This window comes from Stieleria sp. JC731 (assembly GCF_020966635.1).
In the GTDB taxonomy this organism is placed as follows: Bacteria; Planctomycetota; Planctomycetia; order Pirellulales; family Pirellulaceae; genus Stieleria.
Map to the genome: position 1 here is coordinate 1,408,650 of NZ_JAJKFQ010000005.1, position 16,364 is coordinate 1,425,013.

At 54.2% G+C, this 16,364-nt stretch carries 12 protein-coding genes; 8 read left to right on the forward strand and 4 right to left on the reverse strand.

The genetic code is table 11. The features are described from left to right. Nucleotides 1-37 precede the first annotated feature (37 nt). The 3 genes from LOC67_RS16010 to LOC67_RS16020 are packed head-to-tail and all read left to right on the forward strand — an operon-like array spanning nt 38 to nt 3,413. Nucleotides 38-1,135 carry a MotA/TolQ/ExbB proton channel family protein gene (locus tag LOC67_RS16010; RefSeq protein WP_230263621.1) on the forward strand — a complete coding sequence of 366 codons (1,098 nt, stop codon included), beginning with the start codon at nt 38-40 and terminating at the stop codon, nt 1,133-1,135. Then, nucleotides 1,135-1,563 carry an ExbD/TolR family protein gene (locus tag LOC67_RS16015; protein WP_230263622.1) on the forward strand — a complete coding sequence of 143 codons (429 nt, stop codon included), beginning with the start codon at nt 1,135-1,137 and terminating at the stop codon, nt 1,561-1,563. The genes LOC67_RS16010 and LOC67_RS16015 overlap by 1 nt, the downstream gene beginning before the upstream one ends. Further along, nucleotides 1,560-3,413 (forward strand): squalene--hopene cyclase, encoded by a 1,854-nt coding sequence (locus LOC67_RS16020; protein WP_230263623.1) that lies wholly within the window; start codon nt 1,560-1,562, stop codon nt 3,411-3,413. The genes LOC67_RS16015 and LOC67_RS16020 overlap by 4 nt, the downstream gene beginning before the upstream one ends. A gap of 137 nt (nt 3,414-3,550) precedes the next feature. On the opposite strand, the gene LOC67_RS16025 is transcribed toward LOC67_RS16020, so the two are convergent. Continuing rightward, the gene (locus LOC67_RS16025; RefSeq protein WP_230263624.1) at nt 3,551-3,841 is read right to left on the reverse strand and encodes a transcriptional regulator; all 291 of its coding nucleotides are present in this window, start codon (nt 3,839-3,841) and stop codon (nt 3,551-3,553) included. A gap of 401 nt (nt 3,842-4,242) precedes the next feature. Between LOC67_RS16025 and LOC67_RS16030 the strand changes: the two genes are divergently transcribed. From LOC67_RS16030 to LOC67_RS16040, 3 genes are all read left to right on the forward strand, one after another. Beyond that, nucleotides 4,243-7,095, forward strand: coding sequence for a hypothetical protein (locus tag LOC67_RS16030; protein WP_230263625.1), 2,853 nt, complete (start codon nt 4,243-4,245; stop codon nt 7,093-7,095). Between the two features lie 424 nt (nt 7,096-7,519). Continuing rightward, complete coding sequence (locus LOC67_RS16035; protein WP_230263626.1) at nt 7,520-8,800, forward strand: Gfo/Idh/MocA family protein; 1,281 nt, start codon at nt 7,520-7,522, stop codon at nt 8,798-8,800. 163 nt (nt 8,801-8,963) lie between these two features. Next, nucleotides 8,964-9,389 carry an OsmC family protein gene (locus LOC67_RS16040; RefSeq protein WP_230263627.1) on the forward strand — a complete coding sequence of 142 codons (426 nt, stop codon included), beginning with the start codon at nt 8,964-8,966 and terminating at the stop codon, nt 9,387-9,389. Nucleotides 9,390-9,487: 98 nt separating this feature from the next. Here LOC67_RS16040 and LOC67_RS16045 read toward each other — a convergent pair whose 3' ends face one another. Both LOC67_RS16045 and LOC67_RS16050 read right to left on the reverse strand, forming a co-directional pair. Beyond that, nucleotides 9,488-11,191, reverse strand: coding sequence for a mechanosensitive ion channel family protein (locus tag LOC67_RS16045; RefSeq protein ID WP_230263628.1), 1,704 nt, complete (start codon nt 11,189-11,191; stop codon nt 9,488-9,490). Nucleotides 11,192-11,350: 159 nt separating this feature from the next. Further along, nucleotides 11,351-11,821, reverse strand: a complete 471-nt coding sequence (locus LOC67_RS16050; protein ID WP_230263629.1) for a DUF6980 family protein — start codon at nt 11,819-11,821, stop codon at nt 11,351-11,353. Nucleotides 11,822-12,411: 590 nt separating this feature from the next. On the opposite strand from LOC67_RS16050, the gene LOC67_RS16055 reads away from it, so the two are divergent. Next, the gene (locus tag LOC67_RS16055) at nt 12,412-14,151 is read left to right on the forward strand and encodes a S8 family serine peptidase (RefSeq protein ID WP_230263630.1); all 1,740 of its coding nucleotides are present in this window, start codon (nt 12,412-12,414) and stop codon (nt 14,149-14,151) included. 172 nt (nt 14,152-14,323) lie between these two features. Here LOC67_RS16055 and LOC67_RS16060 read toward each other — a convergent pair whose 3' ends face one another. After that, nucleotides 14,324-15,043, reverse strand: a complete 720-nt coding sequence (locus LOC67_RS16060) for an HAD family hydrolase (protein WP_261366906.1) — start codon at nt 15,041-15,043, stop codon at nt 14,324-14,326. A 25-nt stretch (nt 15,044-15,068) separates the two neighbouring features. Between LOC67_RS16060 and LOC67_RS27610 the strand changes: the two genes are divergently transcribed. After that, nucleotides 15,069-16,355, forward strand: coding sequence for a DUF3754 domain-containing protein (locus LOC67_RS27610; protein ID WP_230263631.1), 1,287 nt, complete (start codon nt 15,069-15,071; stop codon nt 16,353-16,355). Nucleotides 16,356-16,364: the final 9 nt, after the last annotated feature.

Below are 16,364 nucleotides of genomic sequence, written 5' to 3' on the forward strand. Positions count from 1 at the left end.
GTCGTGGTGATCTGGCAATCCTTCGAACCACGAAACGATGACGAAAGAGAAGCCTCCGGTCCGCTCCTCGGTAAAACTTCGCAAACGTCGACCAAGCCGTCATATCGCTGGTTTGATGTCGCGTCTGCTGCCCGCTTGCATCCTAGGAATTGGGATGTTGGTTCTGATGAGTGTGCTCGATCAAGCGCAGGCACAGTATCCAGGCCAGACCGTGAATTCATCGCAGGGTTATCCCAACGGATTTCCGCAGCAGTTTTCCGCGGCACCGTCGACGCGTGGGAACGGACAAGGTTCCGGTATGGCCGCTGCACAGCCGATGTACCGGACCGCTGATGCGAGTGGATCTAACGGTGCCGATTCGTATCAAGGTGGTATCCCACAGGTGCCGCAAGAGCAAGCCGCGACGGCGACCGAGCAAATCGGTGGCGAGATCAGTGAAGATGCAGAATCCGAAAGTTGGCTGCAAACGCCGGACTTCATTCGCAAGATCATGTCCGGCGGATGGCTGATGATTCCACTGGCTATTTGTTCGCTGGTCGTGCTTTCACTTTCCTTGGAACGGTTGATTGCACTTCGACGAAGCCGCGTGATTCCCAAGCCATTCGTGCTTCGTTTCACCGAATGTGTCGAGGATGGTGTGCTTAGCTATGACGAAGCGACCGAGCTTTGCAAAGAATTTGACTGTCCGGTGAGTGAGGTTTTTCGGGCAGCGCTGCGTCGCTGGGGACGTCCAATGTTCGAGATCGAACAGGCCGTGATGGATGCCGGTGACCGAGTCGCTGACGGATTAAAAAAGTACCTGCGAGTGTTTCATGCGATCAGTAATGTTGCACCATTAATCGGGCTTTTAGGCACCGTGATCGGGATGATCGACGCCTTCGAAATCATCAGTGATCAGGCATCGCTAGGCCGGCCCGAGTTGCTTGCCAGTGGCATCAGTATGGCTTTGATGACGACTGCCGGAGGGCTATCCGTCGCAATTCCTGCCTACCTGGCCTATATGTACTTCAGCAGTAAATCCGATCGATACCTAGTGGAGATCGAAAAACTGTGCCAACGCGTGATCGATTGTATCTCGGCCGAAGGGTTGGAGACGACAAGTGCATCGCGTAGCAAGAGGCGAAAGGCAGCGTGATGGGAAAACGCAATCGATCCAACGAAGACGTCACGATCAATCTGACACCGATGATCGATGTGGTGTTCCTGCTGGTGATCTTTTTTATGGTCGGCAGCAAGTTCAGCGAATCGGAAAGTTCGATCGACGTCTCGGTTCCCGCCGTCGGTGCGGCGAGTCCGATGTCGCGTGTTCCCGATGATCGCATCGTTTCGCTGACCCGCGAAGGGCAACTGCTGCTTAATGATCAGCCTGTGACTAAAGAGCAACTGGTCGAGCAGTTGTCAAACGAGTTTGCACAGTACCCGGCGCTGAACGTGATCGTTCGCGCTGATAGTGATACCTCAATTCAGGATTACGCTTCGATCGCCTTACTTGTCCGCCAAACTGGAGTCAAAAAGATTGCCATGGCTGTCAAAGTCGATCAAAGCGGAGGCCTGCGCCGTTGATCCTTGCTACAAGCATTGACACGATTTGGTCTGATCCAAGAGTCGTCTATGCGGTCGCGGTTGCTGCGGTCGTATTGCTTGTCGTTACGATTTGGTTGTTCCGCCGCGCTAAACGCGAAGGCCGTGCCGCGGGTACGATCTGCCTAATCTTGTCGGTGGTTTTACACGGCGTCTTGATTTGGCTGGTTCCCTACAAACAGCAGCCCCCAGGCGGCGGAAAGACTGCTAGTGATCGGGAAGAAACGCTTGGCATCGATTCGATCGAAATGTCAACGTTTGATCCGAAGTTGCAATTCGAAGACAATTCAGGTGATGCAGACCAAACGCCGTTCATGCCGCTTCCCGTCGATGACTTGACGGATCTTGCGAGCGATTCGGTTCCCGCACCGGGAGATGATACGCCGCCAGAGGCCGATTCATTGCTGTCTGAAAGCAGCCTTGAAAACTCCGACGTCCCACAGTCTTTGGAATCTGAAGTTCAAGAGCTGGCGAGCGAAGCGTTCGCAGAAATTGAGCAAGCCTTGGATGCATCGCTGGACGAGTTAATTGAAGCCACGATGCCGGTCGATGAAGCGGAAATGGCTGCTCCGGAAAGTGTTGTCAGTGATGTGCCCGACATCCCTGCGATGGTCGATCCCTTGTTGGAGCCACCGCCGCTCGATGAACAGCCGATGCAAATGCCAACGGCCCAAACCGTCAGTTCCAAGTCGGTTCCAGTCGGAACATCTGGACCGATGAATCCTGCTGACTCATTCGATACCACTCCGCATAGTGCGGCGAATGCACCGTCGGCGAACATCGCGGCAGATCGTACCGCTGATTTCTCAAGCAGAACAGGAACTGCCAAGCAGATCGCGATCGAGCAGACCGGGGGCGATGCACAAACCGAAGCCGCTGTCCGCGCCGCACTTCGATTCCTTGCCGATGCACAACAGGCCAATGGCAGTTGGGATCCACAGGCAACGGGTGCTGGTGAGGAGCGTCGTCCGCTTGGTGAGAATAGGTTCGGCGCCGGAAAACGATGCACCACGGCACTGACCGGTCTTTCTTTGTTGGCGATGATGGGTGCCGGAAACACTCATCAGCGCGGTGAGTATTCAGAGAACGTGTACCAAGGGCTGTCGTATCTCATTCAGCACCAGCAACCCAATGGCTCACTTGAAGGCGGCGCGACTCTGTACGCGGCCAGCTACTGTCACTCGATGGCCACGCTAGCTGTTTGCGAAGACGCGTTGATGACTGGCGATGCATCGGCAGTCGAATGCGCCCGTCGTGCGATCGCGCATACCAAACGAATGCAGCATCCGGTGACTGGCGGTTGGCGATATACACGCGGTGATCCTGGGGATCTAAGTCAGCTCGGTTGGCAAGCGATGGCATTGCATTCTGGGTACCGGGCCGGGGTTGCCGTTGGCGACGAAACCTTCGCAGGGGTGCAGCGTTTTTTGCGCAGCGTTCAAGTCGGTGGTGGCGGATTGGCTTGCTATCGCCCTGGTGAAAAGGTCAGCCGCACCATGACGGCAGAAGCGATGGCGATACGCTTGTTGCTAGGCGAGCGGATGTCTGCCAGAGAAGTCGCCGAAGCGGAGCGATACATCCTGCAGCAACGTCCCGGTGTGGGACAGGACAACTATTACTTTTGGTACTACGCGACGCTCGCGCTGCATCAACTGCAAGATGATGCATGGCAGGAATGGAACTTAGCACTCAAACAACGTCTGTTGGCAACGCAACGAGCCGACGGCAGTTGGCCAAACACATCTCTGTGGGGTGGCTACGGCGGGCCGGTGTATACAACGGCCATGGCGACGTTATGTTTGGAAACGTATTACCGGCATACCGTTCAGTGATAGGGATGCCAGGAACAATTGATTGGTGTCAGTAAGACTGTGGCGACTCGGCCGCATGATTTAGCCGCACGAGTTAGCCGCACGGGGCGTTGCGGCGATGATCGGTCAGTCCATTTGACGAAGCGTTTGCTGAAGAACTACAGCAAGCCTTCTTTTTCTAGGATCTCGCGATATTGGTCACGCTCACGACGAGTCGCTTCCAAGTCGAAGACCAAGTATTTCATGTCCAGACGCAATTGTGACAGAGCTTCTTGGACGAGGTTCAAAATCCGTCGGCGACGGGTGCTGCATTCGATCGCACGAGTCAGTGCTGGAGCAACGGTGTCGCGGTAGCGGGCTGGGAGTGCGTCGATCGCGCTGCTTAGCTCACGCAATTCTTGAGGAATTTCGTCGTGCTGCTTGTTCGATCCGATCGTCGTCTTTTGCATGCGCCAGGGCTCCGAAGAGTGAAACTTGGGGTGATTTGCTTGATGGCCCTCCATTGCATTCACGATGCCAGATCCTCGTGGCTCGTCTCAAATCGACAACGTAAGTGTTTGCTGCCAATCGACTTAGGTTGATCTAAATGCCGGCGATGTCAAAACAAAACGTTGCAAAAAAACAACATCATTTCGACTAGCCAGCCAACGCTAAATCTTGATATAGCAACAGCTTACGGTTCGAGTTGCGGGTTGCGACATGGCGTTGATTTTTTTACACATCGTCGCGTCAACCGCACACTCTATTGACGAGTTTCCGGCAGGCCATCGGTCTAAATCGCAGACGACACCTACACACTCCCCGTTGCTGAGCAGATTGTTCTGGCTGAACGGTATTGGGTCAATCATTGATGAGACAGATCAGGAACGCACGACAGCTTTTCACGTCAGTCGTTCGGACTCGGCAAACCTTTCCGACGCGGTTGTCAGCCAAGCTGCGGCCCCGGTTTTTCACGCTCCGATCTGCGTCTCAGCTGCCCATCGTGGTCCTGTTTTTACTGCTGGGAAACCTTTCCGCGTGGGGCGAATTCTATGATCGCCTGGATGCCTTTCCGCCGCGTTGGCAATTGGACACTTCTGATTGCGATGCTCGCGTTATCGAACAGAAGGTATTGCCAGCAAGCGGGTTCGATGGCAACGGTTGCGAGACACTGACGTTCCAAGCCGCCTTGGGCAGTGAAGCGGTGATCACGTATCGGATCGAACCGGTTCATGCGATCGATGACCTTAACGCGAACCTTTATGTGCTCAGTGCGAGACGCGGTGCACGGGTTGGCTTTCGAGTCCGCTTCCCTTACGTGCGTGACCCCGAGACACGTCGTCCGCTCGCGACCGTCCTGTACGGCGCGACTTACGAACGCCCCGGAAAGTTTCAGCAGCTTGGCGTTGGTAATATTGAAAGTGACTTGCGCGTCCGGATCGCCAAGCTTCGGCGACAACTCGGTACGGAAGCGAACCTATCCGACCCATACATCGATGCGGTTGCCATCAATGCCTATAGCGGGCCTGGTCTGACGACTTTGCGATTCGACGATATCTCGATTAACGGGATGGTCAATGTGGGAGACCACGGTCGCGTCGAAAACGTTCCGCCGGCCGAATCGGTCGGACAGACCGAATCCAAGGCGATGCGTCCCTTCAAATCGTACAGCATGCTATCGTCCAACGGCTTAGTTGGTACAGCAGACGAGGTGACGATAGACTCGCTGCAGGCAAATTCATTGGCGCTGCCTGCTCCCTTCCCACGATCATCGATCATTCGAATTCTTGAACACCGCGGTGAACCACTTGCGTGGGTGCGTTCGCTTGGTTTTGACGCTGTGCTGTTGTCACGTCCACCGACTGCCGAGGTCTTGCGCGAAGCGATTCGGACAGGACTGATGATCTATTCACCGCCACCGATGGCTCCGGATCCTGAACTACAGACGTTGTTGGATCCGGTCATGGCATGGTATCTGGGCGGCGGTGTGGCGCTTGATCAGAAGCGAATCGAACAGACCGATAGGACTGTCACACGGCTTCGCAGCTTTCCAAGTGTTTGGCAGCGACCGATCGTGATTGCTCCTGTCGAATCTTTGAATCAATACGCTTCGCTAGCGGACGCGATCGTCTACGACGCTGCGCTTCGATCGCGAGGTTTGACATCGGACGACCAAGTCCAGTCTTACTGGAATGCTTGTTCGAGAATCGTTGATCGAATCGATGTGGCCGTTTCGATCGAGTCTTCCGCACCACAGCGGTTGCACGAAATGAACGCGGCCATTGCAGAGAAGACCGGCGCACCGGCAGACGGTTTGTTCCGTTGGCATAGCATGTTGACTCAAGTCACGCATTTGTTGGAACACTCGCCGTCAGCAATCGTATTCCATTCGCACGCGTCGCTTACCTCTGGAAAGCCAACGGCACACCAACGCTCGTCCGCGCTAAGCTACGTCAATCGATTCATTGCGATGATGGCGCCATGGATGGCATGGGCAGACCGGTCGGTCCCATTTCCTGTGACCGGTGCCGCATACCATTGTGGTGTGTTGCGTACCGATCAAGCGCACGTACTGCTTCTGTCCAGTGACGCGGGTGTTCGCGATCAGATACTTGCGGGCGATGGTTCGGCAGTGCAAATTCGCTTGCCGCCCGAGATGGCAAAATACACCGCGTGGCGGATGACGGATTTTGCTGCGGAGCGAATTCCGATTCAGACCAATGCCGGCATCACACAGCTGCAGATCGTTTCACCCGATGTTGCGGAGATCATCGTGATCAGCCCCGATGCAAAGCTGGGGACTGACCTTGATCGATCCGCTCGTCAATTTGCCAAACGAGCCGCTTCGGATCGATGGCAGCTATCCGGCGAACAGGTTCGACATGCACAGATAGATTGGCAAAACGCGGTCAGCTCAGGCGCAACCGAAGCGATCATGCCAGTTGCGTTGGTCAATGCTGCTGTCGATACCCACGCACGTGCCGAAGATGCGTACCGAAGCAATGACTTTATCAATGCACTGCGTTTGTCTCGTCGTGCCGACGCGTGGGCGACACGAGCCAACATTCAGTTGGGACAAAGCCTTGTGCCGATCGCCGATCAAGATGACGTTCGTTATCTCAGTGTTCCTCCACTGGATGAAGGCAACTTGGCTTTGCAAGCGGTGTGGCGTCCGCTGATGGACGACAAGGGCTGGAGCAACAACTTGATCGCACTCGGTGGACTTGATCAGGCAAACGCGATCGGGCCTGAAAATTGGTCCTTCGGGCAACGGAAGATCAACCGTGCTGCCAGCGATATCGCATGGATCTCTCGGGGGTTCTTTAGCGGAGCCGGTGCGTTGCGGCTTTCCGCATCATCAACGACCAGTGAACCACTTGGCGGCGGGTATGCCGGAACAATCGCGATGCTTTCCAGCCCAGCGGTCAATATTGAGCCGAATCAAACCATCCGTATCGACGTGATGGTTCGAACACTTGGCTTCGGTCAACCACATCAAGGTCTGTTGGTCTACGACAGCATCGGTGGCCAAGAGATGGGAATTCTTGTCAACGGAGCCGACCAGTGGAAACGAGTGCGGCTATATCGGCAAAGCACCGACGAACGTGAGATCAAGGCGATGTTCGAGATCATCGGTGACGGCGAGGCGGTGATCGATGAGGTTTCGATTCAGGTTTGGCGACCGGGACCGCTGGCAAATTTGCCGCAAGTTGAGCGTCGGTAGATGCCAATCGAGTTTGGCTGTTTGCCTCTTTGAATTGCCTCTCGAGATGCCGCTGCGTCTGCAGCTTTTTGACATGGCGTTGATCGAATCTGCTAGGATGCTCCGTTGGAAAGAGCTATCACCGGAGTGAATGCGCAGGTGTGCCAGACTGTCGTCATATTGGGTTTGGCTGACACGCAGTTCCTTCTTTGAAGGTTCTTTCTTCTAGCAGCCTGTTGGTTTTCTATCGAAGCCTTTCGCTTCGTTAATGATTTGTCATTTCCTACTGCCTTCGCACCGCATAGGGCAACTTTGGGGTCGACTGAAGGCGGAAATGAACAGGCTGTAATGGCGATGAGACGAATTGTCCTTTGGGATTGATTGGCAAGTTGCCAACCAAGATTCGGTTCCGTAGACCCATCCTTCCTTCCCCACCGATCCTGCCATGGTTAATCGACGAACTGTTGTAAAAACAGCTTTAGCAGCTTCCGCCTCGGCTCTTGCTGTTCATTCTGGTCTTTCACCACAACGAGTTTCTGCGGCTGCAAACGAACGAATTCGTTTGGGTGTCATCGGCATTGGTCCGCGTTGCCGCTACGTGCTCGGCGGAATGTTAAAACATGCGGATGTCCAATGTGCCGTGATCGCAGACGTCCAAGCCTCACGACGTGAGGAAGGCAAAAAGCTGGTCGATTCGATGGCCGGCAATTCCGGATGCGAAACGACCATTGATTTTCGTAGTGTCTTGGATCGAAAAGATATTGATGCGGTCTTGATCGCGACCGGCGACCGTTGGCACGCAAATGCCTCGATGTTGGCTGCCGAAGCCGGCAAAGACGTCTACAGCGAGAAGCCTTGTGGGATCACGATCGACCTCTGCCGCCGCTTGTCAGACACAATCAAGAAGACAGGTCGCGTCTTCCAAGCCGGTACTCAGCGGCGGACCGTGACTAATTTTCAGCAGGCCGTCAGCTTGGTTCATGATGGAAAACTTGGGAAGTTAAAGCAGCTGCATGCGACCGTCTATGTACCGGAAATGAGTACCGAATGGCTGCCTGGTCAGCCGACCCCCGATCCGCGCCAATGCGATTGGAACCTCTGGCTTGGCCCCGCCCCGTGGCGTCCTTACAACGAAGCGTATGTAAATGGGCGTTGGCGTGGATACCACGACTTTGACTCCGGCGCGCGGCTACTTGATTGGGGAGCCCATACGGTCGATTTGTGCCAATGGGCGAAGCAAGCCGACGACACGATGCCTGTGGAATACACCGCCGATGAAACGGGAATCACTTGCAAGTACGACGACGGGATTCCACTGCGGATTCACTTCCTGGAAACGCCTTTCGGCCAGCGTCCCGGTTGGATTCAAGAACTGGGGACCTGCCCAGTTCGATTCGAAGGCACTGCTGGTTCGGTTGAAGTCGGTGATAGCGGCGGTCTTGTAACCAAACCGGAATCTCTCGCGGCAGGACTTCCTGAGTTGCCTAAGAAAGAACGGGGACTCGATGTCGAAGCCCACTCACGCAATTTCTTGGACTGTGTCAAGTCACGCGAATTACCCAACGCGAATCACGAAGTCATGCGTCGGTCGCACACCGCTGCCCACGCTGCCGCACTTTCATGGATTCTGGGACGGACTTTACGTATCGATCCGAAAACCGAAATGTTCGTCGATGATGATGAAGCGAATCGCTTACGCGAGCGTCCCGAACGCAATTGGGCATAGCAGGCTTCATTGTCGTCCATCATTCCGTGATGCAAACGTTCTCCTCCGCCGGCTTGGCGGAGTAATAGTCGATCTCATGAAACGCGATTCACAAATGGGCCGCTGATTCCCTCGGTTGTCATGGATGTAAAGTGCTACTCCGTACTCTACACAGGAGAACCACATGAAGACTGAATCATCTGCCCATTGGGAAGGTGGACTTAAAGACGGCCATGGCAAACTAAATACCGAAAGTGGCGTTTTAAAAGAGACGCCATATGAGTTTAAGACTCGATTTGAAGATGCCGTCGGTACCAATCCTGAAGAGTTGATTGGTGCCGCACACGCCGGATGCTTTTCCATGGCTTTGTCCAATATCCTAGGGCAAAGTGATATGACCGCAGACAGCATCGATACCAAGGCAAGCGTAACCCTGGAGAAAGGTGACGATGGGCCGGCGATCACGAAGGTGCATCTCGAAGTGAGCGCGAAGATTCCGGGCGCGAGCGAAGAAGCGTTTTTAGAATGCGCCAACAAGGCGAAAACCGGTTGCCCGGTTTCCAGGTTGTTGAACGCGGAAATCACGATGGATGCGAAACTGGTTTCATAATCCGGCTTCGTCCGTAGCAAAGTCGCCTACCGCTCCGCAAAGCTCACGAAAGAACGCTACCTTCGCGGAGTGTCGGGCGACAATTAAAAATCAACCATTCACCGTGCTGAATCTTTCGACGTCTTTGGCAAGACGCGATGGATGTGGACATCTTGTTGCGGATAGGGAATCGAGATGCCTGCTTCGTCAAAGCGTTTCTTGACAGCTCTCGTGACGTCGGTCTTAACAGTCCACCAATCGCTTGTCTTTGCCCATGGACGGCAAACGATGTTGACCGATGAGTCCGCCAATGCATGTGTCACGACGGCTGGTTCTGGATCACTGAGCACAAGCTCATGGTTCTTGACGACATCTTTGATGATGTCTTCGGCCAGTTCGAAATCATCGTCATAGCCAATACCGAATTCCATATCGACGCGGCGGTTTTCATTGGCGGTGATATTGGTGATGACATTGTTCCAGATCTCATTGTTTGGAACGTAGATCGTTTGGTTGTCGAATGTTCGAAACCGAGTCGACACCAAGTTCATTTGGTCGATCGTTCCGGTGATGCCACCTGCGGAAACGACATGGCCAACGTCAAAGGGACGGTTGATCAAGATCATCAGCCCCGACGCAAAATTGCTGAGCGTCCCTTGCAGGGCCAATCCAATCACGAGACCTGTCGCACCGATCGCGGCGACAATGGGCGTGATGTCAATTTCCAAAGCCGTCAAGGCGACCGCAAATCCGATCGCGAGCACGGCGTTCTTGACCGTTTGTGAAATCAGGCGTTCGGCTAACTGTGACAAACGAATCTTTCGGTCAAGCAGCCAGTTCACGATCCTGGCGACAATCTTCGCGATCAACCAAGTGACTAGCAGGATCACGATGAACCGGACGAAGTTCCAAGCCCAACGCTGTCCGCCTTCTTTCGATCTGAGCCATCCGATCATTCCGCTCCAGGCCGATTTAACGTCCGATGTATCCAGCTCGATTCCCGAGATTGCGTTGACATAGTCTCGATATTCCTGTGCGTCGCCGCCTTTAAGTTCCAGCGAATCGAGAATGACTTCGAGTCGATCGCCGAGAGCGGTCCGTTCGTCTTGTAGAACCGAAACGTTGTCCAGAAGGTTGTCCCGTACCGTCGCCGCAACGGCATCAGCAGAATTGGAGGTAGTCGAACTTTCTTCAGTGGAGTTTGCTTCCGATGTGGAGTCTTCGTCATTGGACTCATTTGAGCCCGAAGATTGAGAAGGATCCACGATCGACGTTTCGTCTTCGGCCGAAGCGGTGGAACTTGGCGCGGTGGAATCTGAAACCGCGGCTGCCTCGATCGTTTCGGAAGTAGTCACATCGTCCGAAAGATCTGGCGGGTCGCTGGGATCAGCGATTTCACCAGTTTCGGCGGCGGCTTCTTCGGTGATTTCCTGCTCCGTTTGTTCCGCCTTTTCAGAAGCCTTTTCGACAATGCTCTCCGCTTCTCGGATCGTGTTGGCCGCTTCGGTTTCGTTGTTCGTCGATAACGCCGCCGTTGCCTTTTTGGCGCCCAACCGTACCGCAGCCACCTGTGCCGCTTTCGCGCGCAGCAGCTTGAACCACGCGTCGGCTTCGACTTGCAATTCAGATTTGGTCAACGGCCGGGCCATGATCTGCAATTGATCAATGGGAACATCCGGATTCGCTGTCGTTACAGCAATGTATTCGTCTAACGAGCCTGAGACAGAAGAATTTGATTCCGCCTCTTGGCCGTAAGACGCAAGAGGGAACAGCAAGTAGGTAAATAGAAGTGCCGCTATTGGAAGTCTACGCGGTCGCGTCATGCTTTGAATGGTCTGGTCGATGGGGATACGGTCGGATAATGAATGTCTCTGACATTTTAGCGCGCCGTGTACCCTCTGGCACGTGTACCCCCACGAATGCCGTTTCACTCCTTTTGATGATTCTTTTCGTCGCAATCGAAGAAGTAGTTGCGCGGTACGTTAATCATTGGATGGATTCGATTTCCACCAGGCATCCGATGTGTAGGCTTCGGGGAGGTCGGCACCTATCGGATACTTGATCCCAAGTTCACGTAGTTCGTCAAACCATCGGGATCGCTTTGACTCGGGGACGCGAACTCCACACCAAGGGCAGTGTTTGATCGCGATGTACGAAGGGCCGCCGTCACGAACAGGTAGGACATACTCGTCGAACGTCGCGATATAAGCGACCAAGATATCGGGACACTCTAGAGGCTGGGGGTGTTGTTCGCAGGTCATCGTCGCATAGTTGGCCAGATGCACGCATGAAAAGTCATCCGGGTCGAATCCACGCTGACGAATTTTCTTTGCAAGTGCCCAGTCCCCACACTCGGTGCAACTGTTTTGGTGGCTCACCCATTCGGAAATCTCTTCAGAAATATCTTTCGCGTCAATACGTTCGGAAAGGGCGCGGAATTTTTCGCAGTTCATCAAGGCGGTCAAAGTTGCTTAGGAGAGGGACAAATCCTGTACGGAATTATTCATCCTATTTAAGCGACCGCAACGCGGTAGTTCGATCGGTGCATCCATCTCTGCCTGCCTTCAGTGATTCCAGGCTTGCGGTCGCTATCGCTGGTGTGCCTGCGGAACCGACTGGCAATTGAACAGTCGTCAAGTGCGATGGCTCCACGATTGATTGCTTAGTCAAAGCAATGCGTTGATTCACGACAAATGCGATCTCGGAACAAGGCTTCGATCGACCTGGGGGAGGATCGTTCATCAAACAGGGTGATGCGGTTGACCCTCAAGCTTGCAACGGAAGCTTCGAAAACGTGCGTGTACGCCTTGTTAAACCGTGGTGATGTGGCAGCACGTGTCGACCTGGCGATGCTTTAGCAATTCGTCAAGTTGTTTCAATGCAACATCGAGGCCCGTTTACCCTCATCAGCCTCAATATCACCGTCACCGTCAGTTCTGGCAAATGCTTGAAAGGTAGGCTCCCTGTACATCACATCACCACTCTAGGGAACTGTGATGCCTCTTCTAAATAAAAACTCTTTTCTATATAGGTCGATACCACTATGACTCGCAAACTCTCGTTTGAGTCGATGGAAGCGCGACGTCTCCTCGCAGCCGACGTCGCCTCCCATCAGGAGGAAACGACGATTGAAGTAGCAAGCGACTTTAGTGCGAATGCTTTTGCAGAAGTCGGAAATCTGGACGGTACTGTCAATGTCTCAAGCTCATTAGGGTATTTCAATTACTACGACCGAATCGGATTTTCGGTTGAACGAGAAGCCGACGTTTCGATCCGTTTGGACGGATTCTGGACCGACGTCGATCTTTACCTGACGGATTCACGTGGATACGTGATTGACTATTCCGTCAACTGGGGAAGGACAGCCGAATCGATCGACGTGACGATCGAACCCGGCAACTACTATGTCTGGTCACTGGCAACGTCTTGGTACACCACCGGGTACCACATGGAATTGACTGCCGATCAAGTTCCTGAGCCACTGCCCGAACCCGAACCGGTCCCCGAAACTGGTGTGCCTTCCGATGGCGTTTCACCACTGACCGACGTTGCCTACTTTGGCGGTTCGAATGAGTGGGGACTCAATGAAGTCGGCGCCCCCGAAGCCTGGGCTGCTGGTTATACCGGGCAAGGCATCACGGTCGCTGTGATCGATACCGGCGTCGATTTGGATCACCCTGATCTTTACAGCAATATCTATGTCAACGCCGGCGAAATCGCGGGTAACGGCATCGACGACGACGGCAACGGATACGTTGACGATGTCCACGGATTCGACTTCGCTGATTGGGATGCTGATGCAAACGATGTTCATGGACACGGAACTCACGTGGCCGGAACGATCGCAGCACTTGATAACGGATGGGGCGCAACCGGAGTCGCTCCTGACGCGACGATCCTGCCAGTGAAAGTTCTCGGCGACAATGGCTCGGGAAGCTCAACCAGTGTTGCCGCGGGCATTCGTTATGCTGCAGACCAAGGTGCGGACATCATTAACCTGAGCCTGGGCGGAGGCTACAGCTACGACATTGAGTCGGCTATCGAGTACGCCCGCTCGCTCGGTTCGTTTGTCATCGCTGCGGCTGGCAACGAATACGCTTCGATGCCTGGCTTCCCAGCTCGATTCAGTGCGTCTCTTGACAATGTCTTGTCTGTCGGGGCGTTCGATTCCAGCGGCAACATCGCGGCATTCAGCAATGACGTCGGCGGCAGCGGTGCGGTGCAGATCGATGCTCCTGGCGTTGGAGTGTATAGCACCTACGTCGGTGGCGGATTTGCAAGAATGTCTGGCACAAGTATGGCTACGCCACACGTTGTCGGTGTCGCCGCATTGACCCTTTCGGCAAACCCATCTTTGGCTCCATCGGCATTGCGAGATTTGTTGGTTTCCGGCGTTGTCGGAAACGCCAATGGATCTGACGGACTCGGAAAGGTCAGCACGCTGTATTCGGTCGCATGGGCAGCTGCCGGGGTTTCGGGCGGCACAGCCAGCGGAGGTGGCGCAGCGTCGGGAACGGACGGCAGCGGCGGTGTCGGCGCATCAAGTTTTGCTGCGGCATCGGATCTGCTGGACGAGCCTGATGCGGCAGACGTCGACGTCGTATTCGAAGACGCTTCGAATCTTGGACCAAACGACAGCTTGGTCAAAGCTCGTCAAGCTTCCGAAAATTCACGAACCGAAGACACCGACGCTGTCTTTGAAGACTATTTCGCAAGCGACGATTCCGATGATCAATGGAGCGTCGAGAACGATTCCGATTTGGAATTGCTTGCGATCGCGTAACGCGTTCGACTTCTGCTTTCAGGTGGCGACGCACTGTAGCGTCGCAGCTGGATTAAAAAGCTTGTGCGAATATCGGGTGACGGCTGGTCTGGTTTAGCGATCGAAGCCAGCCGTCGCCCACCGGACAACTAAAAAACTCGACCTGCGTCACAGCGGGCCGAGTTTTTTTAGTTCAACTCGAGGTGGCAGTCGGCAACAGGTCCCATAAACGCGGGTCGGTCAATGAGTCGGCGATCAACGCTGCACCGCTAAAGTCCTGGTCCTTCGTGTGTGGACTGGGGACAGAAACGACGACCGCCCCTGCGGCCACGCCTGCTTTGGTTCCGTTGCCACTATCCTCGAGCACTAGCATCTGTTCTGGTGACACCGCGAACCGTTCAGCAGCGGTTAAATACATCTCGGGATGTGGCTTTCCCTTGGAAACGTCGTCGCCGGTCAGGACAAACGCCAGTTCGCTCTTCCAGGGTTGGGATTCAAAAATCACGTCGACCCATCGACGACGACTGCTCGTTGTCAGCGCGAAAGGCAGTCCGCTTTGGCGAAGCCGATCGACCCAGGCGTCCAGGCCGGGCATTGGCCGGATTTGATTTGGAAGCAATTCACCGTAAACTTCATCGCTTTCAGCCAGCAAGTCTTCCGCGTCATCATCGAGATCGTGAAAATCGATCATTTGTTGAACCGCCGCGGTTCCGATTCGCCCCATCATGCGAGATTGCAACTCAGTGGTGTAGTGGAAGCCTCGGCGTTGTAAAATGGTCTCGCCGACTTGCCAATAAATTCGTTCGGTGTCAAACAACAGCCCATCCATGTCCAACGCGATGGCCTTGATTGACGATCGAATGATTGTTTCGGAGATGGCAGGGGCATCCGGATGATTCGGCTTCGTCGCCATTGCTTCCTCACTGTGTAGTTCTTACGTGTCAAAGTCGGTCGAACGCATTCTTACCACTTGGTCCCTAGACGGAACAGGGCCACTGACACGCTCGATCGCAGAAGTCAGCACCACCGGGTGGATTGAACCCGACGCCAGTCATTGGTCGATCGAGTCATTCGTCCCGATCGAAACGAGTGCCTTGCTGAATCACTTGCGCGAGGTAGACACGGAGCTGTCCACAGACGGTCCGCGAAAAATCATTTTTGATTCGGCAGTGAGGCATATCACGCACGATGTCGATGAGCTATCGGCTAGGCGGCAAACCCAGTTCTCGGATCAGTATCAAGAACTCGATCCAGATAGTGATTGCATCACACCACAGTCAGCCGGTGATGACGAAGCGGATCCACCGATCGATAACTTGATTGACTTGATTGAATCGACAATCAAAGATGCCGGCTATTCGAAACTGACTCAGGAAGATATTGAAAAGTGTGTCGGCGTTGCCAGCCATTGGGGCGTACCGATGAGCGCCAACTTCGATCTCTTTCGGCACCTTTCCGTCTACGCGCGAGGGGACATCGTCGGACAACGATGCCATCGAAACCTTTTCCATCTCTACCGCTTGGAAATGGTCGATGTTGCGATCTATCAACGATTGGTGGTGATCTTTCAGTTGACCGAAGATCACGAGCGTGGGGAGTTGCTACCTGCCAACAAGGTACACCTTCGCATCTTTAAGAACATCCCAAAGCAAGATGTCGACATGTTGCTGCCGGGAACCAAGATCAAGCTAAGCGGTATCGATCACGCCAAGGTGATCGTGCCGAGTTTGAGTGGCTGGATCTTCTCGCTGCAAAAGATCTCGCGTTTTGTACTCGTCACATTGGCATTGGCTGCCTATTACAGCACCGCTTTGATAATCGGCTTGGTGCTCGCAGGGATCGGCTACGGGGTAAAAAGCTTCTTCGGTTATTTTCAGACGAAGAATCGTTATCTGTTGAACCTGACCAGGAACCTTTACTTCCAAAAGCTGGACACCAACGCGGGTGCCGGCTTGCAACTAGTCGGTCAAGCACGTCGGCAACGAATGAACGAAGCTATCTTGGCCTTCTACGCAGTCCTAAGTGAGGAAGAGCCGATTAGCCTTCGTCGACTACGTCGTAAATGTGAACGCCTCGTCCGCGAAGCAGTCGATGTAGAAATCGATTTCCCCGCAGAACGTGTCGTGGACTACCTATTGCACCTGCAGCTGATCGAAGGCGATAACGAGGGCAGATATGAGGTCATCGATCCAGTTGGAAATGATGTTGGCGATTCGGCCGGATGAGATTCTTGC

What these genes read in the sequence shown, in the direction of transcription:
- LOC67_RS16030 (WP_230263625.1), top strand. Translation starts at nt 4,243, where the DNA reads ATGAGACAGATCAGGAACGCACGACAGCTTTTCACGTCAGTCGTTCGG.
- LOC67_RS16050 (WP_230263629.1), bottom strand. Translation starts at nt 11,821, where the DNA reads ATGAACTGCGAAAAATTCCGCGCCCTTTCCGAACGTATTGACGCGAAA.
- LOC67_RS16060 (WP_261366906.1), bottom strand. Translation starts at nt 15,043, where the DNA reads ATGGCGACGAAGCCGAATCATCCGGATGCCCCTGCCATCTCCGAAACA.
- LOC67_RS16040 (WP_230263627.1), top strand. Translation starts at nt 8,964, where the DNA reads ATGAAGACTGAATCATCTGCCCATTGGGAAGGTGGACTTAAAGACGGC.
- LOC67_RS16010 (WP_230263621.1), top strand. Translation starts at nt 38, where the DNA reads ATGACGAAAGAGAAGCCTCCGGTCCGCTCCTCGGTAAAACTTCGCAAA.
- LOC67_RS16015 (WP_230263622.1), top strand. Translation starts at nt 1,135, where the DNA reads ATGGGAAAACGCAATCGATCCAACGAAGACGTCACGATCAATCTGACA.
- LOC67_RS16045 (WP_230263628.1), bottom strand. Translation starts at nt 11,191, where the DNA reads ATGACGCGACCGCGTAGACTTCCAATAGCGGCACTTCTATTTACCTAC.
- LOC67_RS16035 (WP_230263626.1), top strand. Translation starts at nt 7,520, where the DNA reads ATGGTTAATCGACGAACTGTTGTAAAAACAGCTTTAGCAGCTTCCGCC.
- LOC67_RS16055 (WP_230263630.1), top strand. Translation starts at nt 12,412, where the DNA reads ATGACTCGCAAACTCTCGTTTGAGTCGATGGAAGCGCGACGTCTCCTC.
- LOC67_RS16025 (WP_230263624.1), bottom strand. Translation starts at nt 3,841, where the DNA reads ATGCAAAAGACGACGATCGGATCGAACAAGCAGCACGACGAAATTCCT.